Source organism: Sphingobium sp. SA916 (genome assembly GCF_002894065.1).
Taxonomy (GTDB): domain Bacteria; phylum Pseudomonadota; class Alphaproteobacteria; order Sphingomonadales; family Sphingomonadaceae; genus Sphingobium; species Sphingobium fuliginis.
This window is the reverse complement of sequence record NZ_LXYF01000030.1, coordinates 155744-177881: the sequence shown is the minus strand read 5'-3', so window position 1 is coordinate 177881 and position 22138 is coordinate 155744. Positions and strand designations below refer to the sequence as shown.

The 22138-nt window shown below is 62.7% G+C and carries 26 protein-coding genes and 1 pseudogene; 16 read left to right on the top strand and 11 right to left on the bottom strand.

What is annotated here, in order from left to right; all coding sequences use genetic code 11:
• The first annotated feature begins 148 nt into the window (after nt 1-148).
• Entirely contained in the window at nt 149-592 is a 444-nt protein-coding gene (locus A8G00_RS08675) for an Rrf2 family transcriptional regulator (RefSeq protein WP_029986492.1), read from the top strand.
• 29 nt (nt 593-621) lie between these two features.
• On the opposite strand, the gene A8G00_RS08670 is transcribed toward A8G00_RS08675, so the two are convergent.
• A complete protein-coding gene (locus tag A8G00_RS08670; protein WP_020820538.1) occupies nt 622-1107 on the bottom strand; it encodes a DUF6306 domain-containing protein in 486 nt (161 codons plus the stop codon).
• The gene (locus A8G00_RS08665) at nt 1104-1952 is read right to left on the bottom strand and encodes a LysR family transcriptional regulator (protein ID WP_020820537.1); all 849 of its coding nucleotides are present in this window, start codon (nt 1950-1952) and stop codon (nt 1104-1106) included. The genes A8G00_RS08670 and A8G00_RS08665 overlap by 4 nt, the downstream gene beginning before the upstream one ends.
• 64 nt (nt 1953-2016) lie before the next feature.
• Between A8G00_RS08665 and A8G00_RS24735 the strand changes: the two genes are divergently transcribed.
• From A8G00_RS24735 to A8G00_RS08635, 8 genes are all read left to right on the top strand, one after another.
• Nucleotides 2017-2490, top strand: coding sequence for a hypothetical protein (locus A8G00_RS24735; RefSeq protein WP_125445753.1), 474 nt, complete (start codon nt 2017-2019; stop codon nt 2488-2490).
• Nucleotides 2487-2723: a hypothetical protein gene (locus tag A8G00_RS08660; RefSeq protein ID WP_129926611.1), complete on the top strand. Its 237-nt coding sequence runs from the start codon at nt 2487-2489 to the stop codon at nt 2721-2723. Before A8G00_RS24735 ends, A8G00_RS08660 begins: the two co-directional genes overlap by 4 nt.
• A 97-nt stretch (nt 2724-2820) precedes the next feature.
• Complete coding sequence (locus A8G00_RS08655; protein ID WP_008828739.1) at nt 2821-3462, top strand: peroxiredoxin; 642 nt, start codon at nt 2821-2823, stop codon at nt 3460-3462.
• The gene (locus A8G00_RS08650) at nt 3459-4136 is read left to right on the top strand and encodes a carbonic anhydrase (RefSeq protein WP_020820535.1); all 678 of its coding nucleotides are present in this window, start codon (nt 3459-3461) and stop codon (nt 4134-4136) included. The genes A8G00_RS08655 and A8G00_RS08650 overlap by 4 nt, the downstream gene beginning before the upstream one ends.
• Nucleotides 4133-4531 (top strand): hypothetical protein, encoded by a 399-nt coding sequence (locus tag A8G00_RS08645; protein WP_020820534.1) that lies wholly within the window; start codon nt 4133-4135, stop codon nt 4529-4531. The genes A8G00_RS08650 and A8G00_RS08645 overlap by 4 nt, the downstream gene beginning before the upstream one ends.
• Nucleotides 4528-4728 (top strand): hypothetical protein, encoded by a 201-nt coding sequence (locus A8G00_RS24730; protein WP_021318857.1) that lies wholly within the window; start codon nt 4528-4530, stop codon nt 4726-4728. The genes A8G00_RS08645 and A8G00_RS24730 overlap by 4 nt, the downstream gene beginning before the upstream one ends.
• Complete coding sequence (locus A8G00_RS08640; RefSeq protein ID WP_020820533.1) at nt 4701-5396, top strand: superoxide dismutase; 696 nt, start codon at nt 4701-4703, stop codon at nt 5394-5396. Before A8G00_RS24730 ends, A8G00_RS08640 begins: the two co-directional genes overlap by 28 nt.
• 17 nt (nt 5397-5413) lie before the next feature.
• A complete protein-coding gene (locus A8G00_RS08635) occupies nt 5414-5659 on the top strand; it encodes a hypothetical protein (RefSeq protein ID WP_020820532.1) in 246 nt (81 codons plus the stop codon).
• A gap of 42 nt (nt 5660-5701) precedes the next feature.
• Here A8G00_RS08635 and hmpA read toward each other — a convergent pair whose 3' ends face one another.
• The 4 genes and pseudogenes from hmpA to A8G00_RS08615 all read right to left on the bottom strand — a co-directional run.
• A complete protein-coding gene (hmpA, locus tag A8G00_RS08630; protein ID WP_004206960.1) occupies nt 5702-6913 on the bottom strand; it encodes an NO-inducible flavohemoprotein in 1212 nt (403 codons plus the stop codon).
• Between the two features lie 39 nt (nt 6914-6952).
• Nucleotides 6953-7228: a DUF1971 domain-containing protein gene (locus tag A8G00_RS08625; protein ID WP_020820531.1), complete on the bottom strand. Its 276-nt coding sequence runs from the start codon at nt 7226-7228 to the stop codon at nt 6953-6955.
• Nucleotides 7221-7700 carry a group III truncated hemoglobin gene (locus A8G00_RS08620; RefSeq protein WP_020820530.1) on the bottom strand — a complete coding sequence of 160 codons (480 nt, stop codon included), beginning with the start codon at nt 7698-7700 and terminating at the stop codon, nt 7221-7223. The genes A8G00_RS08625 and A8G00_RS08620 overlap by 8 nt, the downstream gene beginning before the upstream one ends.
• Nucleotides 7701-8019: 319 nt before the next feature.
• Nucleotides 8020-8469: pseudogene (locus A8G00_RS08615) on the bottom strand (integrase); the annotation flags it as partial.
• Nucleotides 8470-8611: 142 nt separating this feature from the next.
• Here A8G00_RS08615 and A8G00_RS08610 point away from each other — a divergent pair.
• Both A8G00_RS08610 and A8G00_RS08605 read left to right on the top strand, forming a co-directional pair.
• Nucleotides 8612-11581 (top strand): Tn3 family transposase, encoded by a 2970-nt coding sequence (locus tag A8G00_RS08610; RefSeq protein ID WP_025160581.1) that lies wholly within the window; start codon nt 8612-8614, stop codon nt 11579-11581.
• Between the two features lie 413 nt (nt 11582-11994).
• On the top strand, nt 11995-12630 hold the full coding sequence (locus A8G00_RS08605; RefSeq protein ID WP_020820527.1) for a response regulator transcription factor: 636 nt from the start codon (nt 11995-11997) through the stop codon (nt 12628-12630).
• 26 nt (nt 12631-12656) lie between these two features.
• On the opposite strand, the gene cueR is transcribed toward A8G00_RS08605, so the two are convergent.
• The 5 genes from cueR to copC form a co-directional block, all read right to left on the bottom strand.
• Nucleotides 12657-13055 (bottom strand): Cu(I)-responsive transcriptional regulator, encoded by a 399-nt coding sequence (gene cueR / locus A8G00_RS08600; protein WP_020820526.1) that lies wholly within the window; start codon nt 13053-13055, stop codon nt 12657-12659.
• Nucleotides 13052-15409 (bottom strand): heavy metal translocating P-type ATPase, encoded by a 2358-nt coding sequence (locus A8G00_RS08595; RefSeq protein ID WP_020820525.1) that lies wholly within the window; start codon nt 15407-15409, stop codon nt 13052-13054. Before A8G00_RS08595 ends, cueR begins: the two co-directional genes overlap by 4 nt.
• Nucleotides 15410-15516: 107 nt before the next feature.
• A complete protein-coding gene (locus tag A8G00_RS08590; RefSeq protein WP_020820524.1) occupies nt 15517-16191 on the bottom strand; it encodes a class I SAM-dependent methyltransferase in 675 nt (224 codons plus the stop codon).
• Nucleotides 16192-16227: 36 nt separating this feature from the next.
• On the bottom strand, nt 16228-17172 hold the full coding sequence (gene copD / locus A8G00_RS08585; protein ID WP_020820523.1) for a copper homeostasis membrane protein CopD: 945 nt from the start codon (nt 17170-17172) through the stop codon (nt 16228-16230).
• Nucleotides 17173-17176: 4 nt separating this feature from the next.
• A complete protein-coding gene (copC, locus tag A8G00_RS08580) occupies nt 17177-17554 on the bottom strand; it encodes a copper homeostasis periplasmic binding protein CopC (RefSeq protein WP_007683372.1) in 378 nt (125 codons plus the stop codon).
• A 133-nt stretch (nt 17555-17687) separates the two neighbouring features.
• Between copC and A8G00_RS08575 the strand changes: the two genes are divergently transcribed.
• The 5 genes from A8G00_RS08575 to A8G00_RS08555 all read left to right on the top strand — a co-directional run bounded on the left by A8G00_RS08575 (nt 17688) and on the right by A8G00_RS08555 (nt 22103).
• On the top strand, nt 17688-17960 hold the full coding sequence (locus tag A8G00_RS08575) for a hypothetical protein (protein WP_004212738.1): 273 nt from the start codon (nt 17688-17690) through the stop codon (nt 17958-17960).
• On the top strand, nt 17960-18400 hold the full coding sequence (locus tag A8G00_RS08570) for a periplasmic heavy metal sensor (RefSeq protein WP_007683368.1): 441 nt from the start codon (nt 17960-17962) through the stop codon (nt 18398-18400). The genes A8G00_RS08575 and A8G00_RS08570 overlap by 1 nt, the downstream gene beginning before the upstream one ends.
• Entirely contained in the window at nt 18397-18963 is a 567-nt protein-coding gene (locus A8G00_RS08565; RefSeq protein WP_007683367.1) for an RNA polymerase sigma factor, read from the top strand. The genes A8G00_RS08570 and A8G00_RS08565 overlap by 4 nt, the downstream gene beginning before the upstream one ends.
• 66 nt (nt 18964-19029) lie before the next feature.
• Nucleotides 19030-20955, top strand: coding sequence for a copper resistance system multicopper oxidase (locus tag A8G00_RS08560; RefSeq protein WP_020820522.1), 1926 nt, complete (start codon nt 19030-19032; stop codon nt 20953-20955).
• Complete coding sequence (locus A8G00_RS08555) at nt 20955-22103, top strand: copper resistance protein B (protein WP_020820521.1); 1149 nt, start codon at nt 20955-20957, stop codon at nt 22101-22103. Before A8G00_RS08560 ends, A8G00_RS08555 begins: the two co-directional genes overlap by 1 nt.
• The last annotated feature ends 35 nt before the right edge of the window (nt 22104-22138 follow it).

Here is a 22138-nt window from a genome sequence, read left to right as displayed (position 1 = left end):
CATCAAAATAATTGCTCGATAAGGCAGGTCGCTGCAGGCCAACAACCATGGGCCGATCGTTGCAAGCCGGCATCGAGGGCAATCCCGGCCTTAACATGTCTGTGACATACAGGTATGGTGTTTGCAGATTGTTTCTCGGGAGTTCTGCGTGCGGCTGACACGCTACACGGATTATTCACTGCGGGTCTTGATTCACCTGGCCCTTCACGAAGAGCGCCTGTGTTCGATCGGCGAAATCGCGCGGGCTTATGATGTCTCCCACAATCACCTGATGAAGGTCGTCAACGCCCTGGCGCACGACGGCTTCATCGAAACCGTTCGCGGTCGCGCCGGCGGCATGCGTCTCGCCCGACCAGCGGATGAGATGACCGTCGGCGAGGTCGTCCGCCGCACCGAGGAAGGCTTCCAACTCGCAGATTGTTCCGGGTGTGCGCTGTCTCCCGCATGTGGACTGACCGGCGTGCTGGCGCAAGGCATGCAGGCGATGATGGCGGTATTCGATACCTACCGGATTTCCGATCTCCTGTCCGATCGTGAGGCCATGAAGCGGCTGATTAACCGCCAATCACCGCTCGGCGTCGGCATGGACTAAATGATACAGCCTGCGGATTTCCGCGCAGGTCAATGCTCCGCTTCAAGATGCGCTGCGGCGCGATCGATGTTGACCCGATGGCTCTCGAGCATCTCGCGCAGATCGGCATGCAATGCCTCGTCACGAACCCTAGGGGTCAGAGATTCCAGTTTGCGAACCACCCAGGCTTGTCCGCGGTTGAGAAAGGCGAGCCTTTCAAGCGGATCAGGGATTGCCAACGCCTTCTTGTAAAAGGCGCCGGTCTTGCGTGAGGGCGCTGCGCCCAATCGCCTGATCTGCCTCGAGAGCATCGCGCACCAACGTGCTTCGTCGGCACGGACCGATCGCATCAGTTCGGCGTAGTCGGGATCGTTCGCCGACTTGGTGCTGGCGAGCGCGACGCGGGCGCCGGCCCGTTCGGCTTCCAGCAGTTCGTTGAGCGCCGCGAGGATCTCCTCGCGACCGGCAAAGCCCATGTAAATGTCATCGGCTTCGCTGGCGTAGCAAACGGGCGAGGATGGTTCGTTCACGGTCATGCTGTAATCGCCGCGGCCGCCTTGAGGCCGGCACGAATGCGGTCCATCACGCCCGGGTCGGCCTTTGTGCTGTGGACGACATAGGCCGAGTACGAAAATTCAGGACTTCCGGGGACGAGAGCGAGGCGGCCTTCCTCGAGATAGGAGCGGATGAAGCCTTTGCGAAAATAGCCGCTACCCCCTGTCGCCAGGATATAATCGAGCGCGAGCGGACCATAGCTGATCGAAACGACGGAGTTAGGCTGATCCGGGAAAGCGGCGTGATAGCTCCCGGCAAACTCCTCACCCCAATCGATCTGAACATGATCTTCCGGTGCGAGAGGGCTGCTGGTTGGCGTGGTCCGCACCAGGACCAACTTTTCCTCGAACAAGAGTTCGGCGATGATCCCCGGACGGCTCGGCGCGGCATAGAGCACCGCCATATCGAGTGAGCCATCCTGGACCTGCTCCATCAGGCGTTCGGATGTGTCGATATGGGTGCTTACCGCGATTTCCGGACATTCCCGACGCATCCAGAGCAACCAGTGCCGCAGCAAGGGACTCCACAGACTGAGCTCGGCGCCGACCGTTACCACGGTCTCCCGTCCCGGCGGGAGCGCGACGGCGCGGCGCGCCCGATCCCAGACCTGCACCATGGTGGTTGCAAAGCGCAGAAACTGCTCGCCCGCCGGTGTCAGCTTCGCACCTGCCTTGTTGCGGATGAATACTGGCCGATCGAGCAGGTCCTCAAGCACCCGGATGCGGGCACTGACTGCGGTCTGCGTGAGGTGAAGGTTCGACGCAGCGTTCACAAAACTGCCGGTTTTAACGACTTCCAAGAATGTGCGCGCAACATTGATATCCATAAACCATCATCCTTGCGCTCAATGCGCAATAATATTCATTTGCTTGCTTCATGGTAGCGGGCCGATGATGGGATCACAAGGCAAGACCCGTGTGATCGACCCTGGACAGGCACCAACAACCATAAGGCGTCTAACGGTTTGGGCGAACTTTCAGATGAAACCTTTAGGCCGCTTCACGCCCGAACCGCCGCCGCCGCGGGCCGAAATCTGGAAAGTCAGCATAGCGCTGGCGTTGCTGGTTTTAGGGATAGGCATAGCACTTTTCAGTTTTTACGACGCTGGTGCGATCAGTGACGATGTCTTCGTTGCCGTGGTGGTCTTCGTGATCGCGGTTTGTATCGGTGTGATCCTCTCTCTCGATTGGGAACAAACGGCACATCGCCGAGTGCGTCAGCCCTGGCAGGAAGTGCCCCCTCCGTTTGACTTCATCGCGCTGTGGTCATCTGAAGACCGACAGCCGTCGGGTGAAGATGCCCCTAATCTTCAGGAAACCTGCCGCCGCAAACCGCCTCCCTCGTCACGGACAAAGCTGCCGTGAAGGCTGACAACGATGATGACCGACAAGCGCGTGGACCAGAGCGCCCGCCCTCCATGTCCGGGCTCTATCTGATTTTCGCCGCAAGCATCGCCTTCGTCTCGATCCGCCTTTTTGTCGATTTGCTCCGCCAAAACGGCTTCGTCGCCGAAGGGGACGGCAATGGGATAGTGCTGTTCGCCATGCCGATAGCCCTCCTCGTGATCGTGGGGCTCGGACCGGGAACCCGGCGCTAATTTATATCCAATATCTTTGCTGATAAATAATAATAACATTCGTTTGTATGATGCTTCGTCCATCTCCACATCAGATCTGCGATATGAAGGAGTTCCCATGGCCATTCAGCTCGGGCAGATCGCCCCCGATTTCGAGCAGGACAGCACGCACGGTCGCATCAGCTTCCACGATTGGCTCGGCGGAAGCTGGGGTGTCCTGTTCAGCCATCCCAAGAATTTTACGCCGGTCTGCACGACGGAACTGGGCGAGGTTGCCAAGCTCCGGTCCGAATGGGACAAACGCAACGTCAAACCCATTGGCCTCTCGGTGGATCCGGTCGAAGCCCATCACAAATGGGAGCTCGACATTCACGAAACCCAAGGGACGAAACTCGACTTCCCGATGATCGCGGATGCCAACACCAAGGTGTCGGCGCTCTACGACATGATCCACCCCGAGAGCGACCCGACGGTCACTGTCCGTTCCGTCTTCGTCATCGATCCGTCACGCAAGGTGCGGCTGATCCTGACCTACCCGCCTTCGACCGGTCGGAATTTTGCCGAGATTCTCCGTGCCATCGACAGCCTTCAACTTACAGATGCCCGTAGCATCGCAACGCCCGTCAACTGGGAACCTGGCGAGCCGGTCGTCATATCGCCGAAGCTGTCGGACGAGGAGGCATCCCGGCAGTTCCCACAAGGCTACAAGACACTGAAGCCCTACCTTCGGGTCGTCGATCTGCAGGCTCCCGGGCAATGAGGCAATTGGAGGAGAGTGGAAAAAGACAGACCGCCGCCGACGGAGCAGACGACGGCGGCCTCTCCGACCTGTTGGCCCGCAACCGCGTATGGGCTGACGCCAAAACCCTGATCGATCCCGGATTCTTTAAACGGCTCGTAGGCCAGCAGCGGCCACGCTACTTCTGGATCGGCTGTTCGGACAGCCGGGTGCCGGCCACCGAAATCGTCGATCTCGATCCCGGCGAGATGTTTGTTCATCGCAACGTCGCCAATCTCGCCACGCCGAGCGATCCTAACTTCGCCGCCGCCTTGGAGTTCGCGGTCGATGTTTTGAAGGTCGAGCACATCATCGTCGTGGGCCATTACGGGTGCGGCGGGATTCAAGCGGCAATGGCACCGGACAGGGACGACGCGATCGGGCTTTGGCTCGCACCGGTGCGTGAGCTCTATCAAACAGTCTGCTGCACCCCGGATACCAATGCGGACCGTTTGTGCGAACATAATATCCGCGCCCAGGTGAAAGCACTCGCAGCCAACCCATTGGTTCTTCGGGCCTGGGCGCGGCACGCTGCGCTAACGCTTCACGGTTGGGTCTACGCCATTGGAGACGGCCTTCTCCAACCGGTCTGCTCACCCGTCAGCCGCCACCCCGATGAGGCAGTTCCCAAACTCCGGATTGCAGGCGCGTCATGATCGCCGTGCGCGCCCTGTGCCGCGTGAGGGCGATTGGCCATGACGACAGCCTCGTCGACGCCATCTCCGCCTGCAAGGGCGCGAGTGAACCCGATCGCGACATTGATGCACGGATTGCGCTGGCCGTATTTCCGGCACTGCGCAGCTTGACCGTTATTGCTCCGGGAGTCTGGCTGCAGGACGACGGCAACCACGTTCGGGCACTGCTCTACACGGCGACTTGCCGCGCTGCCGCTATGTTGGTGCCATCCGGCTATTGGATCGAAGCCGGCCCCCAGGGAACCACCGTGGTGGGCGAGCTTGGCCAATGGACAGCCCATCACCCGGTTGAGGCAATCGCCCTGTGCATGGCCGCGCTCGATGCGCGAAGGGCGGAGCTGTCCTATGCACATTGACCGTTCTCACCAAAGACCATTGCAGCGCCCTGTGCGGCTGCATCAGCAATGGTCCCGCAGCGCTCATCATCAGGGCCTTCCTACCGACTTATCTGCGCCGGATGGTGCCGCATCATCACGCCTCGGCCGAAACGATTTCCGGCGCTATTTCTGCTCAAGGAGACAAGCGATGGCTGATCAAAGCCGCAATGCTGTAATACCTCAATCCGACCTTGAGAGGCTCGTCTTCGAATTGCCTCCCCTGCCCTATGGGACCAAGGATCTCGAGCCTGTCCTCTCGGCGGAAACACTGGAGATCCACCACGGCAAACATCACGCACGCTACGTGGAAACGCTCAATCGGCTGCTGGCCGAGCAGAATTTCTCGGCCCACACGCTCGAGGAAATCATCCGTATCGCGCACGGCAGCGGCGCGAAGGGCGTCTTCAACAATGCAGCCCAGGCATGGAACCATAGCTTCTTTTGGGAGAGCATGGCGCCGAAAACGGTTAAACCTGCCGGGCTGCTCGCCAGCGCCATTTCGTCCGAATTCGGGAGTCTCGAAACGCTCAGACAGCGTTTTTCCGCTGAAGGAACGGGCCATTTCGGATCGGGTTGGGTCTGGCTCATCGCGAAGCGCGACAAGCTCGAGGTGATCTCTACCCACGACGCGGGTAGCCCAATCCTTGAGGAAGGGGTGACGCCGCTGCTTGCTTGCGATGTGTGGGAGCATGCCTACTACATCGATTACCGCCAGGATCGCGCGGGCTGGATCACGTCCTGGTGGAACAGGCTCGCAAATTGGAGCTTCGCCGAAACGCAGTTTGACGCAGCGATCGGCCAGGGCAAGCCGTGGCGCTATCCACCATCACAGACCGCCCGTTGAATAAGGAGGAGAAGTAAATGCTCGTTGACGTTTTGGCTGGCGATAGCAGTTCCCCAGCAGCCCGGGGCAGTTTTCACTTCGCGCGGTCACCCCAGGCAGGCGAAGAGATCGAGATCGACGGAACGGTCGTCGTCGTGACGCGGGCCTGGCATCGGCCCAGCATCTATTACCAGGGTGCCAAGTTCGCGATTCTCGTCGAGGAACCTGTCGCTGACGCCCAAGTGCGTCCAGAAGTCCGAGATCACGCCGACATGGCGGTTTGAGTAGACGCGGAGAAGGGCGATGTCGCCCTTTTCCGCGCTCAGTCAGGCGGCGAGCAATTCGTCCGCCGGACCGAAGAATTCGTAATGAATGCGGTCGGATGGGACGCCAGCCAGCGACAAGGTCGAGACGGCGTGCCGCAGAAACGGGCGTGGTCCGCAGATATAGTAATCGGCCTCACCTACAGGCGTGTTGGCGACCAGCCATTCATCGGTAATGATGCCGGCGACGTCATAATCCCGTCCTGCGACTTCATCTTCGAGCGGGGTCTGATGAAAATCGGTGACGGTGATTGACTTGCCCCGCCCAGCGACAGCGCGAACATGATCACGCATTGCGTGGGTATCGCGGTCATGAGTTCCGTGGACATAGTGCACGGGGACTCCCGCCTCGCCCTCAGCAAGCGTTTCGAGCATGGCCACCATCGGGGTCAGCCCCACGCCGCCCGACAGGAGGATCACCGGGCGTTCGACATGCGCTGCCAGGAAGAATTCGCCTGCAGGCGCGGCAACTTTGAGCACCGTGCCCGGCTTGGCTTCATCATGAAGCCAGCCTGACGCAAGACCAAGCGGCTCACGCTTGACCGAAATGCGATAGGTTTCGCCGTTGGGGGCTGCTGAAATCGAATAGTTGCGCTTGACTGGCGGATGTCCCGGAATTTCAAGCCAGAAGGTCAGATATTGCCCGGGCTTGTGCCGCATGACGGCCCCGCCATCAACGGGGCGCAGAACGAAGGAATTGATGACGCTGCTCTCACGCACGACGTCCTCGACGCGAAAATCGCGCCAGCCATTCCATCCGCCGGTCGCATCCTTCTGTTCTGAGTAGACTCGCTGCTCGCGGGCGATCAGGATGTTGGCCAGGAACCAGTAGGCTTCGCCCCAGGCAGCGAGAATTTCATCGGTGGCCGCATCCCCCAGCACCGCCTTGATCGCCCCCAGGAGCGCCTCGGCAACGTGCGGATAATGTTCGGGCAGAATTTGCAGGCCAACATGCTTCTGCGCGATCCGCTCGACCGCCGGGGCAAGCGCACCGAGATTTTCGATGTTGCTCGCATAGGCGAGAATGGCGCCGGTCAGTGCCCGCGGCTGCGAACCGGCATCACCATGGTGCGATTGGTTGAAAAGGTCGCGAATGTTCGGGTTCTGGAACATCCGGGAATACATCTCGTTCACGATGTCGAGGCCATGCGCTTCGAGCGCGGGGACGGTCGCCTTGACGAGCGCAATGGTCTGATCGCTGAGGGGCTGCGTCATCAACTTCTCCTTTTTGAATGCGTTGAAAATCCCGGAATGTCAGAGCTTGGGAATGTGATCGTAAAAATCCACCTGCATCTTCATCGGCCCTGTCGGCGTTACGAAATGCGGTTGCTGAGGGAGAATCAAGCCAGGCTGGTCAGGCGTCAGGACGATCTCCGAAGGTGGCTCGAGGTAGGTTAGCCGGAGTTCGCCCTCGAAAACCCGGATCACGCCCCAAACACCAGCCTTCGTGTCATGTCGCGCGCGCAAGGCAGCCGGCAGAGTGTCCTGGTTGAACACCGGCGTGGAACGGTAAGGCAAGATTTCAGCCATGGGTTTGCCCTGGTCGCTCGATGGCATCCTTACGTTCCGCGTTGGCGACCGATGCAGCACTCCGTTCCTCCAGTTGGAAGAACATCGCCAGTTGCAGGCTCTCGGCGATGCGCCGCGCCTTCGCTTGTAGCGCCGCTGCCGCTTCGGGCGTCATCCTGTCATTGGTCGTTTGAACCCAGAGTGCGAACCACCGCTCGAACAGCGCGGGCGTTATCCTGGCCTTATGCTTCAAATGGGCCGGCACCGGTTGCCCCTTGTATCGGCCACTGGTGAGCATGACGGAGGACCAGAACGCAGTCAGCTTCCCAAGATGCTCCGGCCAGTCATCGATCGCATCGTTGAAAATCGGCCCAAGCGCGGGGTCGGCGCGGACCCGCGCGTAAAATTCCTCCACCAAAGGAGTCAGCTCTTCTTCTCTGATTTTCGAGACACCGTCCACGACTCGCGCTCCAATCATGTATATATAATACATCTATCATGATTGCGCATAAACGCAAGGCTAGCGCATATTTCCAGGTCGTCGGTCGCGGCGATGTACACAGCCTGAGAAACTGCTCAGCCCCGCTAGTTTAGCCTTGAATCCGAAACACGAAGGCATAGCATCAGCCAGCGACCCGAAGGAGTCTCGGTAAGACGTAGACACCTTTCCTTGCCCGCCCGTCAAAAGACGGGCGGGTTTTCTTTTCCGATTCCGTCGGACATTCGCTGGAACGCTAATCCGCGTGATCTGGCGCACTCGGAATTTTCAAACACCGTCACAAATACCTAATTATGCGCAGCTCAAGATCTAATCACCCGATTTTCGCGATCAAGCGGCCGGCGGCACCCTGCTCTGCCGCCAGATTGCGATTATAGGCGAGCGGCATCCGGGGACTCTTCCAGCGTAGCGCATCCATGATCCCCGCCAGATCCTCGCCGCTCGCAAACAGATCCTGGTTCAAGCCCACCCGCGTCGAATGCGCGCTCACGCCCTTGAGCAACTGCGCCAGATCATCGGCGGTGAGGTCGCTCAGCGCGCCCTTGTCGAAGGCGCGCCGGATCATTGCCCGCCAGATCGGCCCGATCGAACCCGGGTGCAACGCCCCCTCTCCCACATCATATTCGGTGCGCGCCGGCACCGCCGACTTCGGCAACGTCTTGCGCAGATCCCAGCTTTCGCGGCCAGAAATCGTCTCGATCCGCCGCCCCTTGACCGCAGCCCGCGCCTTGTAGCGGCGCACCTGCACCCGGCGAAACAGGGGGGCACCTCAAGGTTCGTTCGCCAGACAACGCTAAGCCGGAGATGTCTCTGAAACTCTGCAATAACCTTTTTGCATGCCTGCCCCATTGCGCGGGTCTAGCCTGACCGATTGGGGGGTCATTCCGACTCAGGCGGGGTACAACATGGCGCGGCGCAATTTACTGACGCGGGAAGAGCGCGAGCGGCTATTCCTACCAAGAACCGACCACTTCTCGATCATCAGGAACTACACGCTGACGGTCGAAGACCTGGATATCATCGGAAAGCGACGAGGCCCCGTTAATCGGCTCGGTATTGCTGCTCACCTTGCCTTACTGCGGCATCCTGGGTTTGGGCTGCGCACGAACTCGGACATCCCCGATGCTATACTCAACTACCTGTCTGCGCAGCTTGGCGTCGCTCCGGGCACATACGGTGCCTATGGCCAACGTCCGCAAACGCGAACCGACCACAGCTCAATTGCCGCTGATTACCTCGGTCTTAGGCCGTTCACACGCGCGGATGTTGCCCACGCTATTGAACTTGCAGCCCGTGCAGCCATGCGCAGTGACCGCGGAGAAACAATTGCCAGATCCTTGATGGATAACCTGAAGGCGGAGCGCTTTATTCTGCCCCCGCCCGACACCCTCGAGCGGGCCGGGCTTGCCGGGAGAGCACGCGCTCGTAAGCGCGCAGCATCGGAAATCGTCGCCGAACTGGGCGGCAGTACATTGGAGTTGCTCGACGCACTCCTGATCAATGACCCAGCCCTTGGTATGACGCCGCTGGCTTGGTTGCGGGATATGCCCGGATCTCCGTCAACCAAGAACATGAATGCGCTTCTCAAGCGGCTGCGGTTCATACGTGATCTCGGGATTGAACCGGCAATCAGCCTAGCAACCACGGGCTTCCGCTTTGGCCAATTCGTGCGCGAGGGCAGCGTCGCTCCGCCGTTTCTGTTGGCCGACTATTCCCACAATCGCCGCAGAGCGACGCTGGCAGCCGCGGTCGTCAATCTCGAGGTCAAGCTTGCAGATGCCGCAATCCTGATGTTCGAGCGCCTCATTGGCGGGCTGTTCACCCGAGCCAAGCGTGGCCAGGAACGCCGCTATCAGGACACAGCACCTTCGGTCGGCAAGCTCATGCGACTGTTTGGTGCAACGATCGCGGCGCTGGATATGGCAGAGGAAACTGGCGGCGATCCGCTGGTCCTGGTCGATGAGATGGTGGGCTGGCATCGCCTGATGGCAGCCCGTCCGCACGTCGATGCCTTGGCGGATCTCGCTCAGGAGGACACTCTGGTTCTTGCAACCGAGCGATACGCTACACTGCGCCGGTTCTCCCGCAACTTCCTCGACACATTCACGTTCAAGGCCTCGGGCAGCGGGACCAACCTGCTCTCCGCTCTCGATCTCCTCAAGCAGGCCAACGGCAGTTGGGGTACGCAGTTGCCAGCAAACCCGCCGATGCCCTTTTCCAATCGGCATTGGTCCAAATTGATAATGGAGGGAGGAAAGGTCAGCCGTCCGCGCTACGAGACGGCCGTGCTGGCGACACTTCGAGATAAACTGCGAGCGGGCGATGTCTGGGTCGAAGGAACGCGGGCTTACCAGCGTTTCGACGCCTATCTGCTCCCCCGCAAGGCCGCACAATCGGCAATCTCCGAACTGCCGATCAACGTGAATTCCGGAGAATATCTGGCTCATAAGAGCGCCGAACTTGATCGGCGATTGCGTCACTTCGCGCATCAGCTGCGGACCGGCCGCTTGCCTGGCGTGACGCTCGTTCGCGAAAAGCTGAAAGTCGTTCCGCTGCAAGCGGCGACTCCACCAGAAGCGGAAGCTCTTGACCGCAAACTCGATGCCCTACTCCCGCGCGTCCGAATTACCGAACTCCTGCTCGAAGTCGCTGAACGTACCGGATTTCTCTCTGCATTTCGGGATGTCCGCTCGGGCAAGGAGCACGATAAGCCCGCTGCCGTGCTCGCCGCCATTCTGGCGGATGGTACGAATCTCGGCGTCGAACGCATGGCCAACGCCAGCCAGGGCGTCACATATGCGCAGCTCGCCTGGACCCAGAACTGGTATATCTCGCCCGATAACTACGAGGCTGCTCTGGCCCAGATTGTGCGCGAACATCACCGCCTCCCGTTCGCGCGAAACTGGGGCGAAGGTGTCAGTGCATCATCCGACGGCCAGTTCTTCCGCACCGGCCGGATCCGATCGGGCGCAGCCGAGATCAACGCAAAATACGGTCACGAGCCAGGTATCAAAATTTACTCGCACCTTTCCGACCATTTTGCCTCGTTCAGTTCGCGCATCATGTCTGCCACCGCAAACGAAGCCCCATACGTGCTCGACGGCCTGATGCTAGGGGCCCGCGAATTGCCACTGAAGGAGCTGTATACCGATACCGGCGGTGCGTCGGATCACGTCTTTGGCCTGTGCCACCTGCTCGGGTTCCGTTTCGTCCCTCGAATGCGTGATCTTGCAGACCGGCGGCTCGGAACCATCGTATCCGGTGCAAACTACAAAGGCATCGAATGTCTGTTCGGCCAGGCGATCAAGGTCGGCACCATTGAGGCAGAGTGGGATGATCTCGTCCGAATGGCCGCCTCAATTCGGGAAGGAACTGTTGCTCCGTCTATCATCCTGCGCAAGCTTTCCGCCTATCGCCGGCAGAACAAGCTTGACCTTGCCCTTCGCGAACTTGGCCGCATCGAGCGGACGTTGTTCACGCTCGACTGGCTGGAACAGCCTGATTTGCGCCGCGCCTGCCAAGCCGGATTGAACAAGGGAGAGGCCCGGCACGCTCTGGCAGACGCCGTCTACACCAACCGCCAGGGCCGGTTCACCGATCGAACTCTTGAGAACCAGCAATACCGCGCATCTGGGCTCAACTTGCTCATCGCCGCCATTGCATACTGGAATGCCCTCTATCTCGGCCGGGCCGCCGATCACCTGCGGTACTCGGGAATTGAGATCGACGAAACACTGCTAGCGCACGTCTCACCTCTGGGTTGGTCGCATATCGGCCTCACAGGTGACTACCTTTGGGAAGATGCATCTTTCAGCGGCAACCGCGGGTACCGAGCACTCCACGACCCGAACGGCAGACTTCGGCTCGTCGCCTAGGATGTTCTCAGTATTTCCAGCTTAGCGTTGTCTGGCGAACAAATCTTGAGGTGAGGCCTAGAACGGCTCGTATGTCCCCAGCAGGTGCCCGAGCTTTGCGGCTCTGAAGTCGAGCCCGACAGACGCACTTTTGGGCCTCACGCCCCTTTTTGCAGGTAGCGCGTTCAGCCCCGTTGAGGGCGTGTACGTTTTCGGCCGCCGCGTTTTGGGGCGCCCCCCTTCCAGGAGACCAGACGGAGGTGCCCGAACTCCAGTGGTAAGAGCCGCCGTATCGGGGCGATGTCGAGCACCTGCGCCGTTGGAACTGCTGCGGCAATATTTCGGCCTTGACCTTGGACCATGGTCCTGCCCGTAAGAGGCCTCCCCAATAGCGGTGCCTTTGCGGCGCGGCACTCCAGATCGATCCGAGGAGTATGGGGAACAAGCGCGTCGTTCACATCGTCGATGACGAAGAGACAATCCGAAAGGCACTGCGATTCACGTTGCGTACCGCCGGCTTCGCCGTCGAGGCCTACGCTTCGGGGCCGGAGTTTCTGTCGGCCGCGGGTGACGCGAAGAAAGGCTGCGTGATCCTCGACATGCACATGCCGGACATGAACGGCCTTCAGGTCCAGGTGGAGCTGACGCGACGCGGGATTGATATGCCTGTCGTCATGCTCACCGGCAATGGCGATCCCACGCTCGCCGTGCAGGCAATGCAGGCGGGCGCTGCCGACTTTCTCGCCAAACCGGTCGAAAAGGCCGCATTGCTTGGCGCGATCGACCGCGCCTTCAGCTCGCTGGAGAATATAACCGGGCGTGCCGCAGAACAGGCCGACGCGCTGTCGAAAGCCGCGAGACTGACGCAGCGCGAACGGGCCGTTCTTAGAGGGATTGCGCGAGGCTATCCCAATAGCTTTATCGCAGATGAACTCGGTACCACGCCGCGCACGGTCGAGCTGGATCGAGCCAGCCTGATGGTCAAACTGGGAGCCCAAAGTTTGCCCGACTTGCTACGGATCGCGTTTGCTGTGGACCTGAACGGATCGCCTGAGGACGATCGCCATTAGGCTTCACCATCCTGCGACATCGGACGTTATGCGGATCGGCCCGTGGCGAGTTCGGCAATGATCGGACAATCCGGCCGCGCGTCGCCGTGGCAGCGTTCGGCGAGATCGACCAGCGTGTCGCGCAGCGCCGTCAGCGCTGCCGCCTTGCGCTCGAATTCCTCGGCACGGGCCAGCGCAAGCCGCTTCACCTCGCCACTCGCGCGACCCGTATCCGCCCAAAGGCCGAGCAGAGTGCGGATCTCCTCGATCGGAAACCCCAGATCGCGCGCATTGGCGATGAACCGCAGGCGATGAAGATCGCGCTCGTCATAGTCGCGATAGCCCGCACCCCGGCGCGGCGGCGCCGGGATGAGGCCTATCTTCTCATAATGGCGGATCATCCGCTCCGAGACGCCGCTCCGCCGAGACGTCTCGCCGATGTTCACAGCGCCTTCCGGTTGAGTCGCAGCGCGTTGGTGACCACGCTGACCGAGGAGAGCGCCATGGCGGCGGCCGCGATGATCGGCGAGAGCAGGATGCCGAACAGCGGATAGAGCGCGCCCGCCGCCACCGGCACGCCCGCGACATTGTAGATGAAGGCGAAGACGAGGTTCTGGCGGATGTTCGACATGGTCGCCTGGCTGAGCTTACGCGCCCGGACGATGCCGGTGAGGTCGCCCTTGAGCAGGGTCACGCCCGCGCTCTCGATGGCGACGTCGGTGCCCGAGCCCATGGCGATGCCGACATCGGCGGCGGCCAGCGCGGGGGCGTCGTTGACACCGTCGCCGGCCATGGCGACCACCCGCCCCTCGCGCTTGAACTTGGCGACCACGGCGCTTTTCTGATCGGGCAGCACCTCGGCTTCGACCTCGTCGATGCCCAGGCGCCGGGCGACCGCTTCCGCTGTCGTGCGGTTGTCGCCGGTCAGCATGACCACGCGAATACCCTCCGCCTTGAGCGCGGCGAGCGCTTCTGGCGTCGTGGCCTTCACCGGATCGGCGATGGCGAAGGCACCGCCGACGGTGCCGTCGATTCCGATGAAGATTGCGGTGGCGCCATCGCGTCGCAGTGCGTCGGCCTGGCCGGCGAGCGCCTCGGTGGCGACGCCCTCGTCGGCGAGGAACCGCGCATTGCCGAGGACGATGCGCCGCCCTTCGACCGTACCGAGCGCGCCGCGCCCGGTCGGCGAGTCGAAGTCGGTGACGTCGCTCGTGGCGATGGCGCGATCCTTCGCAGCCTCGACGATCGCCAGCGCGAGCGGATGTTCGGAAGCCCGTTCGACCGAGGCGGCAAGCCGCAGCAACTCGGCTTCGTCGAAGCCGGGCGCCGGCACGACCTGGGTGACGGCAGGGCGGCCTTCGGTCAGCGTGCCTGTCTTGTCGACGACGAGCGTGTCGACCTTCTCCATATGCTCGAGCGCTTCGGCATTCTTGATAAGGACGCCGAGTCCGGCGCCGCGGCCGACGCCCACCATGATCGACATCGGCGTGGCGAGACCCAGTGCACAGGGACAGGCGATGATCAGCACGGCGACCGCCGCCACCAGCCCATAGGCGAAGCGCGGCTCGGGGCCCCAGATACCCCAGGCGATAAACGCGACCACCGCAACCGCGATGACCACGGGCACGAACCAGCCCGACACCTGATCGGCCATGCGCTGGATCGGCGCGCGCGAGCGCTGCGCCTCGGCGACCATCTGGACAATCCGCGCAAGCATGGTGTCGCGTCCGACCTTGTCGGCGACGATCACCAGCGCACCGGTCTGGTTGAGCGTGCCGCCGATCACCGTGTCGGCCTTGGCCTTGGTGACGGGCATGGATTCACCGGTGACCATCGACTCGTCGAGCGAGGAGCGGCCGTCCTCGACTACGCCGTCGACCGGCACCTTCTCGCCCGGCCGCACGCGCAGGCGGTCGCCGACCGCGACCAGATCGAGACTGATCTCCTCTTCGCTCCCGTCGGCGGCGATCCGGCGCGCGGTCTTGGGCGCGAGGTTGAGCAGCGCCTTGATCGCGCCCGAGGTCCGCTCACGCGCGCGCAGTTCGAGCACCTGGCCGAGCAGCACGAGAACGGTGATCACCGCGGCGGCCTCGAAATAGACGGCAACCATGCCGTCCTCGCCGCGGAAGGCAGGCGGGAACAGCTGAGGCGCGAGCGTCGCGACGACGCTGTAGATCCAGGCGACCCCCGTCCCCATCGCGATCAGGGTGAACATGTTGAGGTTGCGGGTCTTGAGCGAGGCCCAGCCACGCTCGAAGAACGGCCAGCCCGCCCAGAGCACGACAGGCGTCGCCAGCACGAACTGGATCCATACCGAGGTCGACATCGGCACGAGGCGATGGATCACAGGAAACAGGTGCGCCCCCATCTCGAGGATCAGCACCGGCAGGGCCAGCACCAGGCCAACCCAGAAACGCCGCGTGAAATCGACCAGCTCGTGGCTGGGACCGCTGTCGGCGGTCACGGTCGCGGGTTCGAGCGCCATGCCGCAGATCGGACAGGACCCGGGATGGTCCTGCCGGATCTCGGGATGCATAGGGCAGGTCCAGATCGTGCCCACGGGCGCTGCGAACGGCGGTGCCGGCGGGCCGAGATAGCGCTCGGGATCGGCGATGAACTTTGCCCGGCAGCCCGCGCTGCAGAAATGATAGCGTTCACCGCCATGATCGGCATGGTGCGCGGTGGTCGCCGGATCGACGGTCATGCCACAGACCGGGTCCTTGATGCCGGTCGCCGCTTTCGCGCCGCCGTGGCCGCCGCAGCAACCGCCGCCATGCGCCGCTCCATGTGTCTCGTTCATCGCCTTGCTCCTTTCGACGCCTGACGATCTAGGGTCTGACACCGTGTCAGGGTCAATACGTAATCGCCTAAGCGGCCAAATCGGCGTACCCGGTCGCTCGGCCGGGATCAGCCAAGGTCGTTCGCAACCGTAAGGCCCTGGGCCTGCGCCGGTCGATGCGCGGTAAGCAATTCGATCGCGCCGGTGATGGTCAAGAGCCGAAACGTCTCGGCCACATGCCTGAAGCCGGCCGCCGCGATCAGGCCGGGGAGCACGCCGTCGGCGTTGGGTCGGGTATCATCGATGCCATCGAGTCGCTGCACGGTCAGGCGAAAGGCGAGCCGCATGAGACCGTGCTGGCGGCCATAATCTGCGATCACCAGGCGGCCACCCGGGCGCAGCATGGCGAACATGGCGCGCAGGGTTGCCGCCTTCTCCCTGACCGGCATCTGATGCAGCACGAGACTCGATACGACAGCGTCGGCGGTGCCCGGGGCCACGTCCCTGGCAAATCCCTGACGCCAGTCGATATCGGCCTGCCGCGCAGCGGCCTTGTGCCGCGCGATGTCGAGCGCCTCGGCATCGGGATCGAGACCGATCACCTGCGTCCTGGGCTCGGCTTGCTTGAGCATCAGCGCGAAGCTGCCGGTGCCACAGCCGACGTCGACGACCGTCTCACCGGCTTTGGGCGCCAGGGCGGCGAGCATGGCGGCACGCCACCGCTTCTCCCGCGTCCACAGGCGGATCGCGCGATCATAGTCTTTCGTCGATCCGGTCCCGAGCGGCGGGGTGTAGGATTGCATTGGCTTCTCCCAACGCGAGGCGTCCGAAACGATAAGCTACATCGACATGGGTGGCGACAGTGTCCCCAGCCAGGCGACCAGCCCGAGAATGACGATCGCAAGACCGCCTTCGACGACGAGGCTCGCGCGCAGCAGCGCCTGCGCCCGTGGCGCGTCCTCTTCCTCGATCGCCTGCGCAAGTGCCGGGGTCAGGCGATAACGGTTGAGCGCGGCCAGGCCCAGCATGCCGGCGAAGAGCAGCAGCTTGGCGATGAGCAGCAGGCCGTAGGTCGACTGCCCGAGAGACGCGATGTTGCCCGGGCCGACCAGGAACCAGCCGTTCACCGTCCCGGTCAGGATCAGCAGGGCGACGATGATCGTGCCGACGAGGGAGAAGCCCCGCAGCGCTTCCTCGGCGAGCATGACCCGGTCCATGTCTTCAGTGGCGAGATCATCGGTTGCGAGCCTGGTAAGAACCAGCGCAAGGAATGCGGCAAGCGCGCCGACCCAGGCGCCCGCGGCGAGCAGATGGATGAGATCGGCCCCCAGTTGCAGCCAGCCCGCCTCGCCTTCGCCGGCCGCGCCATGCCCGCTCCAGGCGAGGGTCGCGAGTGCGACCGCGCCTGCCAGAGTGGAGGCGATGAAGGCAGGACGGGATTGCCGGCGATAGAAGGGGATGGAGAGCAGAAGAACGAGGAGCGCGACGAGGCGCGCCTTCAGCGCCGTTCCCATGGACGTGCCGTTGAACAGCTCTGCGACCATGGAAAGATCAGGCTGGGTGAGCGGCAGCCCGGTCATGGCCGCTGCCTGCAACGCGAACCCCAGCGCCGACAGCAGGAGGGCGAGACAGGCGAGACCGGCCACCATTGCTACCATCGGCAGATGCCGCTGTACCATCCGGCCGCCGCCGGGCGCATAGAGCGCGAACAGCGGCAGGCCGAACAACAGGCCGAGATCGACGTAGAGCGCCCAGCGGACGGCGACGAGTGCCACGTCGTTCATGGCGTCACTTGACGGTAAAGGCGAGATTGCCCTGGATGCGGTGCGTGTCGGTCGAGACGACGTGCCAGGCGACCTGATAGCTGCCCGCCATGAGCGGCTTGGCGAGCGTCAGCACGAGCGTCTTGTCGCCTTCGACGGACGTCTTGAAGCCGGTTACCGCCATGCGGTGGTTGGGCATGCCGGGCATGCCGGTCATCACGATCTCGGCGCCCGACAGCTTCGGCATCAGACCTTCACTGAAGGTGAGCGTGATACGCGAAGGCGCCGAGACGCTGGCGTTCGCGGCGGGCGTCGAGGACACAAGCTTGGGATGCGCGTAGGCCGGAGCAGAAACACTCAGGCCGACGGCGGCGATAACTGCGAGAGGCGAAAAGAAACGCATTGGAACATTCTCCTGTAGATCCCATGAGACAATACGCAGCCCGAGCCCCCACCCCTCGCAATTATTCTTTTCAATCTACAGCAAGGGTTCCTGGACCATCGTGCGTATTGAAGGATGAAGACGGAGAAGCACCATGGATGAACTTGACCACCTGCTCTCGCGGTTGCGCGATGCGCCTCTCGATCCCAGGCTCGGCGGCCTGGAAAGCCGGGTCATGGCGGAAATAGCGCGCATCCGGGCCATACCAAGCCTTGGCGCTATGACGTTCGGCATCGCGGCCGCAACCGCGCTGTTCATCGGAATTGCCGGCTCGGCAGTTCCGACACGGTCTGCTGATGCCAAACCGCTATCGCCCTTCGATGCTCGGCTCGCGCTTGCGCCCTCGACGCTGCTGAGCTCGCAGTGATGCGCGACCGCCGCCGGCTCCTGCTCCTCGTCCTGGTGACCTTCGCCGCGGCGATCGCTGGCGTTGTCATTGGCCGCGTCTATGTGGTTCCAGTGCGCCCGGTCGAAAATGAGCTGCACGAGCTGCTCCATCGCGATCTGAAGCTGAATTCAGCGCAACACAGCCGACTCGAGACAATCGAGAAGAACTACGCGATCCGGCGTCAAGCGCTGGAGGCCGAATTGCGCGCCGACAATGCGCGTCTCGCGGAAGCGATCGAAGCGGAGCATGGCTATGGCCCGCAAGTCGCAACTGCGGTGGATCGCTCGCACCAGGCCATGGGCGCGCTGCAGAAAGAAACACTTGAGCATATCTTCGCGATGCGGGCCGTGCTGCGCCCGGATCAGACGGACAAATTCGACGACGCCGTGGTGAAAGCGCTGACGGCCAAATCCGAATGACCGCGTGCCTCCCCGACTGCTCGGACGGGGAGCTCGCGGCTCTGGCGCTTGGAGGCCGGCAAGCGGCCTATGGCGAGCTGGTCCGCCGGCATCAAGGTTGGGTTCACCGGCTCGTGCGCAGCCATGTCGGATCTATGGATGAGGCATTGGATGTCACCCAGGCGAGCTTCGTCGCGGCCTTTGCCGCACTCAACCGCTATGACGTAACCCGACCCTTCCAGGTCTGGATGTCCCGGATTGTCATCAACAAATGCCATGACTGGCGGCGTCGGCGAGCGGTTCGAAATTTCTTTGCCCTAGCCCTACCGCTCGGCGAGGCGGACGGCGTCGCCGACGACGCACCGCTGCCCGATCAGGCGATCGGGGCCGAACAGCAGCTCGCGCAAGCAATGAAAGCGATTGCTGCCCTGCCGTCTTCCCTCAAGGACACGCTTATTTTGCGTACGATCGACGAGAAATCGGAAGCTGAAACCGCCGAAATTCTCGGGATCAGCCAGAAGGCGGTCGAAACGCGCCTCTATCGAGCTAGGGCACGCCTTTCGGAAATATTAAAGAAAGTTTGAGGGGGATGAGGCCATGCTGCGTATTCCCAATAGGTACGCCCTCTTTCTTAAAGCTGAGACAACCGAATGATTTCTGCTCTCGACCGCCGCCAGTTCCTCCGCGGCGCGGCCCTCGCCGGCGGCGGCGCAGCATTGTCAGCCTGGCTGCCGGCCTGGGCGCAGACGATCTCGCCGGGGATGCGACCGACGCTGCCGACCGTGTCGGGCGAAGACATTACGCTCACCATCGCCCGGCAGTCGATGACCATCGACGGGCGCAAGTTCCGGGCAATCGGCCTCAACGGCACGGTCCCCGCCCCGCTGATCCGGCTGCGCGAGGGCCAGCGCGTGCGGCTCAACGTCATCAATCAGCTGGAGGAGGACAGCTCGATCCACTGGCACGGGCTGATCCTGCCGGCCAATATGGACGGTGTGCCGGGCGTGTCTTTTCCGGGCATCAAGCCGGGCTCGAACTACCTCTACCAGTTCTCCGTCGTGCAAAGCGGCACCTACTGGTACCACAGCCATTCAGGCCTGCAGGAACAGGAAGGCCATTACGGCCCGATCATCATCGATCCCGCCGGTGCCGATCCGGTCGCCTATGACCGCGAGCATGTCATCGTGCTCGCCGATCACAGCGCGCTCTCGCCGCAGGCGATCTTCCGGCGCCTCAAGGTCAACCCCGGCCATTTCAATTTCCAGCGCCAGACCCTGGCCGGGCTCCTGTCGGGCAAGGATCAGCCGCTCAAGGACCGGCTCGACTGGGGCCAGATGCGGATGGACCCGGCCGACATCTCCGATGTGACCGGATCCACCTACACCTATCTCGTCAACGGCCATGGTCCGATGGACAACTGGACCGCGCTCTTCACCCCGGGCGAACGGGTGCGGCTGCGGGTCATCAATGCGTCGGCGATGACCACCTTCAACGTCCGCATCCCCGGCCTGCCGCTGACCATCGTCCAGGCCGACGGGCAGAATGTGGTGCCGGTCACCGTCGACGAGTTCCAGATTGGTGTTGCCGAGACCTACGACGTCGTTGTCAGCCCAGGCGATGACAAGGCCTACACCCTTGTCGGCGAGGCGATCGACCGCTCGGGCATGGCGCGTGCCACGCTCGCGCCGCGCGCCGGCATGGCCGGCGAGGTTCCCCCCTTACGCAAACGGCCGCTCGCCGACATGAAGGACATGGGCATGGACATGTCCTCGATGCCGGGCATGGAAGGCATGGACATGTCGGGCGGCGCTATGCGGGGCGTCGATCCGACGGCCGAGAAGAACGCGTCCGCGCGCCTCGCGACCGGCGCGGCGGCAGCGATGGCGACCATGGACAATAGCGCCATGGCAGGCATGGATCATTCGGGGATGGATCATTCCGCGATGAGCGGGATGGACCACGGCGCGATGGGCGCCGATGGCCAGATGGCGGGCATGGACCATGGCGGGCACGCGATGGGGTCGATGAAGATGCGAGACTTCTCGAACGCGCCGCAGGTGAAGCGCGACCCGAGCGTCCAGACCATCTCGCCGATGCCCGTCGACCGCACCGGCGAGCCCGGCCAGGGCCTCGCCGACGTCGGCCACAAGGTGCTTGTCTACAGGGACCTGATGGCGCTCGATCGCAATCCGGACGTGCGCGCGCCGAGCCGCAGCATCGACATTCACCTCACCGGCAACATGGAGCGGTTCATGTGGTCGTTCGACGGCGAAAAAATGTCGGACCATCACGAGCCGATCCCCTTCATCGAAGGCGAGCGGGTGCGCGTCAATCTCATCAACGACACGATGATGGGGCATCCGATCCATATTCACGGGCATTTTTTCGAGCTGGTGACGGGGCATGGCGATCATGCGCCACGCAAGCATACGGTAATCGTCCAGCCCGGCGGCAAGGTGACCTGGGACTTCACCGCCGACGCGGTCGGCGACTGGGCCTTCCACTGTCATCTCCTCTACCACATGCATGCCGGGATGATGCGGGTCGTGAGCGTCCGTCCGAAGGGAGACGCGTAATGACCCGCATCCTCACGCCGCTGGTGAGCGCGATCGCCCTTTTCGCTGCCGCGCCCGCCTTTGCCCAGGATCATTCAATGCACGGCATGCCCGGCATGGCGCCGCCGGGCGAGGTGCCGCCGGCGCAGGAGAAGAAGAAGGACAAGGCCGCCGCCAGGCCGCGCGCTCAGACACCAGCGCCAGACGCCACCTCGGCGATGGACCATTCGCAGCACCAGGCCAGTCCTGCGCCGCAGGGAGATGCGGCCGGTCAGCCGCAACCCGCGTCTCCCGCGATGCCGGACATGCCGGGCATGGACCACTCCCAGCATCAGGACGGCGCGATGCCGGACATGCCCGGGATGGACCATTCGCAGCATGGCCAGACCGCCATGCCCGGCATGCAAATGACCGGCACGGCGCTTCCGGCCGGCAATGCGCCCCCGCCGCCTCCCCCCAGCGACCACTTCGCCGATCGTGATTTTCCCGGCGCCGAGATGGCGCGCTCACGCGACATCATGATGAAGGACAGCGGCGGCAACAATTTCGGGCAGGTGCTGCTCAACCTGTTCGAGTATCAAGCGCATAGCGGTCGCGATGGCTATCGCTGGGATGGCGAAGGCTTTTACGGCGGCGATATCAACCGGCTCTGGCTCAAGAGCGAGGGCGAAGGCGAGTTCGGCCGCGGCATCGACAGCGCGGAGGTGCAGGTGCTCTATAGCCGGGCCATCGACCCCTATTTCAATCTTCAGGGCGGTATCCGCCAGGACTTCGGCCGCGGGCCCGACCGCACTTACGCGACGGTCGGCGTCGAGGGCCTGGCTCCCGGCATGTTCGAAGTCGAAGGCGCGCTGTTCCTCTCGACCAAGGGCGATGTTCTGGGCCGGGTCGAGGGCTATTACGACCAGCGCATTACCCAGCGCCTGATCTTGCAGCCGCGCGCCGAGGTCAATTTCGCCGCGCAGGATATTCCGGAGAACGACATCGGTTCGGGGCTGGTCAACATAGAGCTCGGCGCGCGCCTGCGCTATGAGTTCAGCCGCCAGTTCGCACCCTATATCGGCGTCTCTTATCTGCGCAAAGCCGGCGACACGGCGCGGCTGTCGAGGCTTGCCGGCGAGGACGTCCATGCGACCAGCTTCGTCGCCGGCGTTCGCTTCTGGTTTTAGCATCAGGACGGCTGATGGCGGGGGCGAACAGGAGA

Bases quoted from the DNA above. Each gene is read 5' to 3' on its own strand.
- A8G00_RS08670 (WP_020820538.1), bottom strand. From the start codon at position 1,107: ATGACCGTGAACGAACCATCCTCGCCCGTTTGCTACGCCAGCGAAGCC.
- A8G00_RS08665 (WP_020820537.1), bottom strand. From the start codon at position 1,952: ATGGATATCAATGTTGCGCGCACATTCTTGGAAGTCGTTAAAACCGGC.
- A8G00_RS24735 (WP_125445753.1), top strand. From the start codon at position 2,017: ATGATGGGATCACAAGGCAAGACCCGTGTGATCGACCCTGGACAGGCA.
- A8G00_RS08655 (WP_008828739.1), top strand. From the start codon at position 2,821: ATGGCCATTCAGCTCGGGCAGATCGCCCCCGATTTCGAGCAGGACAGC.
- A8G00_RS08650 (WP_020820535.1), top strand. From the start codon at position 3,459: ATGAGGCAATTGGAGGAGAGTGGAAAAAGACAGACCGCCGCCGACGGA.
- A8G00_RS08645 (WP_020820534.1), top strand. From the start codon at position 4,133: ATGATCGCCGTGCGCGCCCTGTGCCGCGTGAGGGCGATTGGCCATGAC.
- A8G00_RS08640 (WP_020820533.1), top strand. From the start codon at position 4,701: ATGGCTGATCAAAGCCGCAATGCTGTAATACCTCAATCCGACCTTGAG.
- A8G00_RS08635 (WP_020820532.1), top strand. From the start codon at position 5,414: ATGCTCGTTGACGTTTTGGCTGGCGATAGCAGTTCCCCAGCAGCCCGG.
- hmpA (WP_004206960.1), bottom strand. From the start codon at position 6,913: ATGACGCAGCCCCTCAGCGATCAGACCATTGCGCTCGTCAAGGCGACC.
- A8G00_RS08625 (WP_020820531.1), bottom strand. From the start codon at position 7,228: ATGGCTGAAATCTTGCCTTACCGTTCCACGCCGGTGTTCAACCAGGAC.
- A8G00_RS08620 (WP_020820530.1), bottom strand. From the start codon at position 7,700: ATGTATTATATATACATGATTGGAGCGCGAGTCGTGGACGGTGTCTCG.
- A8G00_RS08610 (WP_025160581.1), top strand. From the start codon at position 8,612: ATGGCGCGGCGCAATTTACTGACGCGGGAAGAGCGCGAGCGGCTATTC.
- A8G00_RS08605 (WP_020820527.1), top strand. From the start codon at position 11,995: ATGGGGAACAAGCGCGTCGTTCACATCGTCGATGACGAAGAGACAATC.
- A8G00_RS08595 (WP_020820525.1), bottom strand. From the start codon at position 15,409: ATGAACGAGACACATGGAGCGGCGCATGGCGGCGGTTGCTGCGGCGGC.
- A8G00_RS08590 (WP_020820524.1), bottom strand. From the start codon at position 16,191: ATGCAATCCTACACCCCGCCGCTCGGGACCGGATCGACGAAAGACTAT.
- copD (WP_020820523.1), bottom strand. From the start codon at position 17,172: ATGAACGACGTGGCACTCGTCGCCGTCCGCTGGGCGCTCTACGTCGAT.
- copC (WP_007683372.1), bottom strand. From the start codon at position 17,554: ATGCGTTTCTTTTCGCCTCTCGCAGTTATCGCCGCCGTCGGCCTGAGT.
- A8G00_RS08575 (WP_004212738.1), top strand. From the start codon at position 17,688: ATGGATGAACTTGACCACCTGCTCTCGCGGTTGCGCGATGCGCCTCTC.
- A8G00_RS08570 (WP_007683368.1), top strand. From the start codon at position 17,960: ATGCGCGACCGCCGCCGGCTCCTGCTCCTCGTCCTGGTGACCTTCGCC.
- A8G00_RS08565 (WP_007683367.1), top strand. From the start codon at position 18,397: ATGACCGCGTGCCTCCCCGACTGCTCGGACGGGGAGCTCGCGGCTCTG.
- A8G00_RS08560 (WP_020820522.1), top strand. From the start codon at position 19,030: ATGATTTCTGCTCTCGACCGCCGCCAGTTCCTCCGCGGCGCGGCCCTC.
- A8G00_RS08555 (WP_020820521.1), top strand. From the start codon at position 20,955: ATGACCCGCATCCTCACGCCGCTGGTGAGCGCGATCGCCCTTTTCGCT.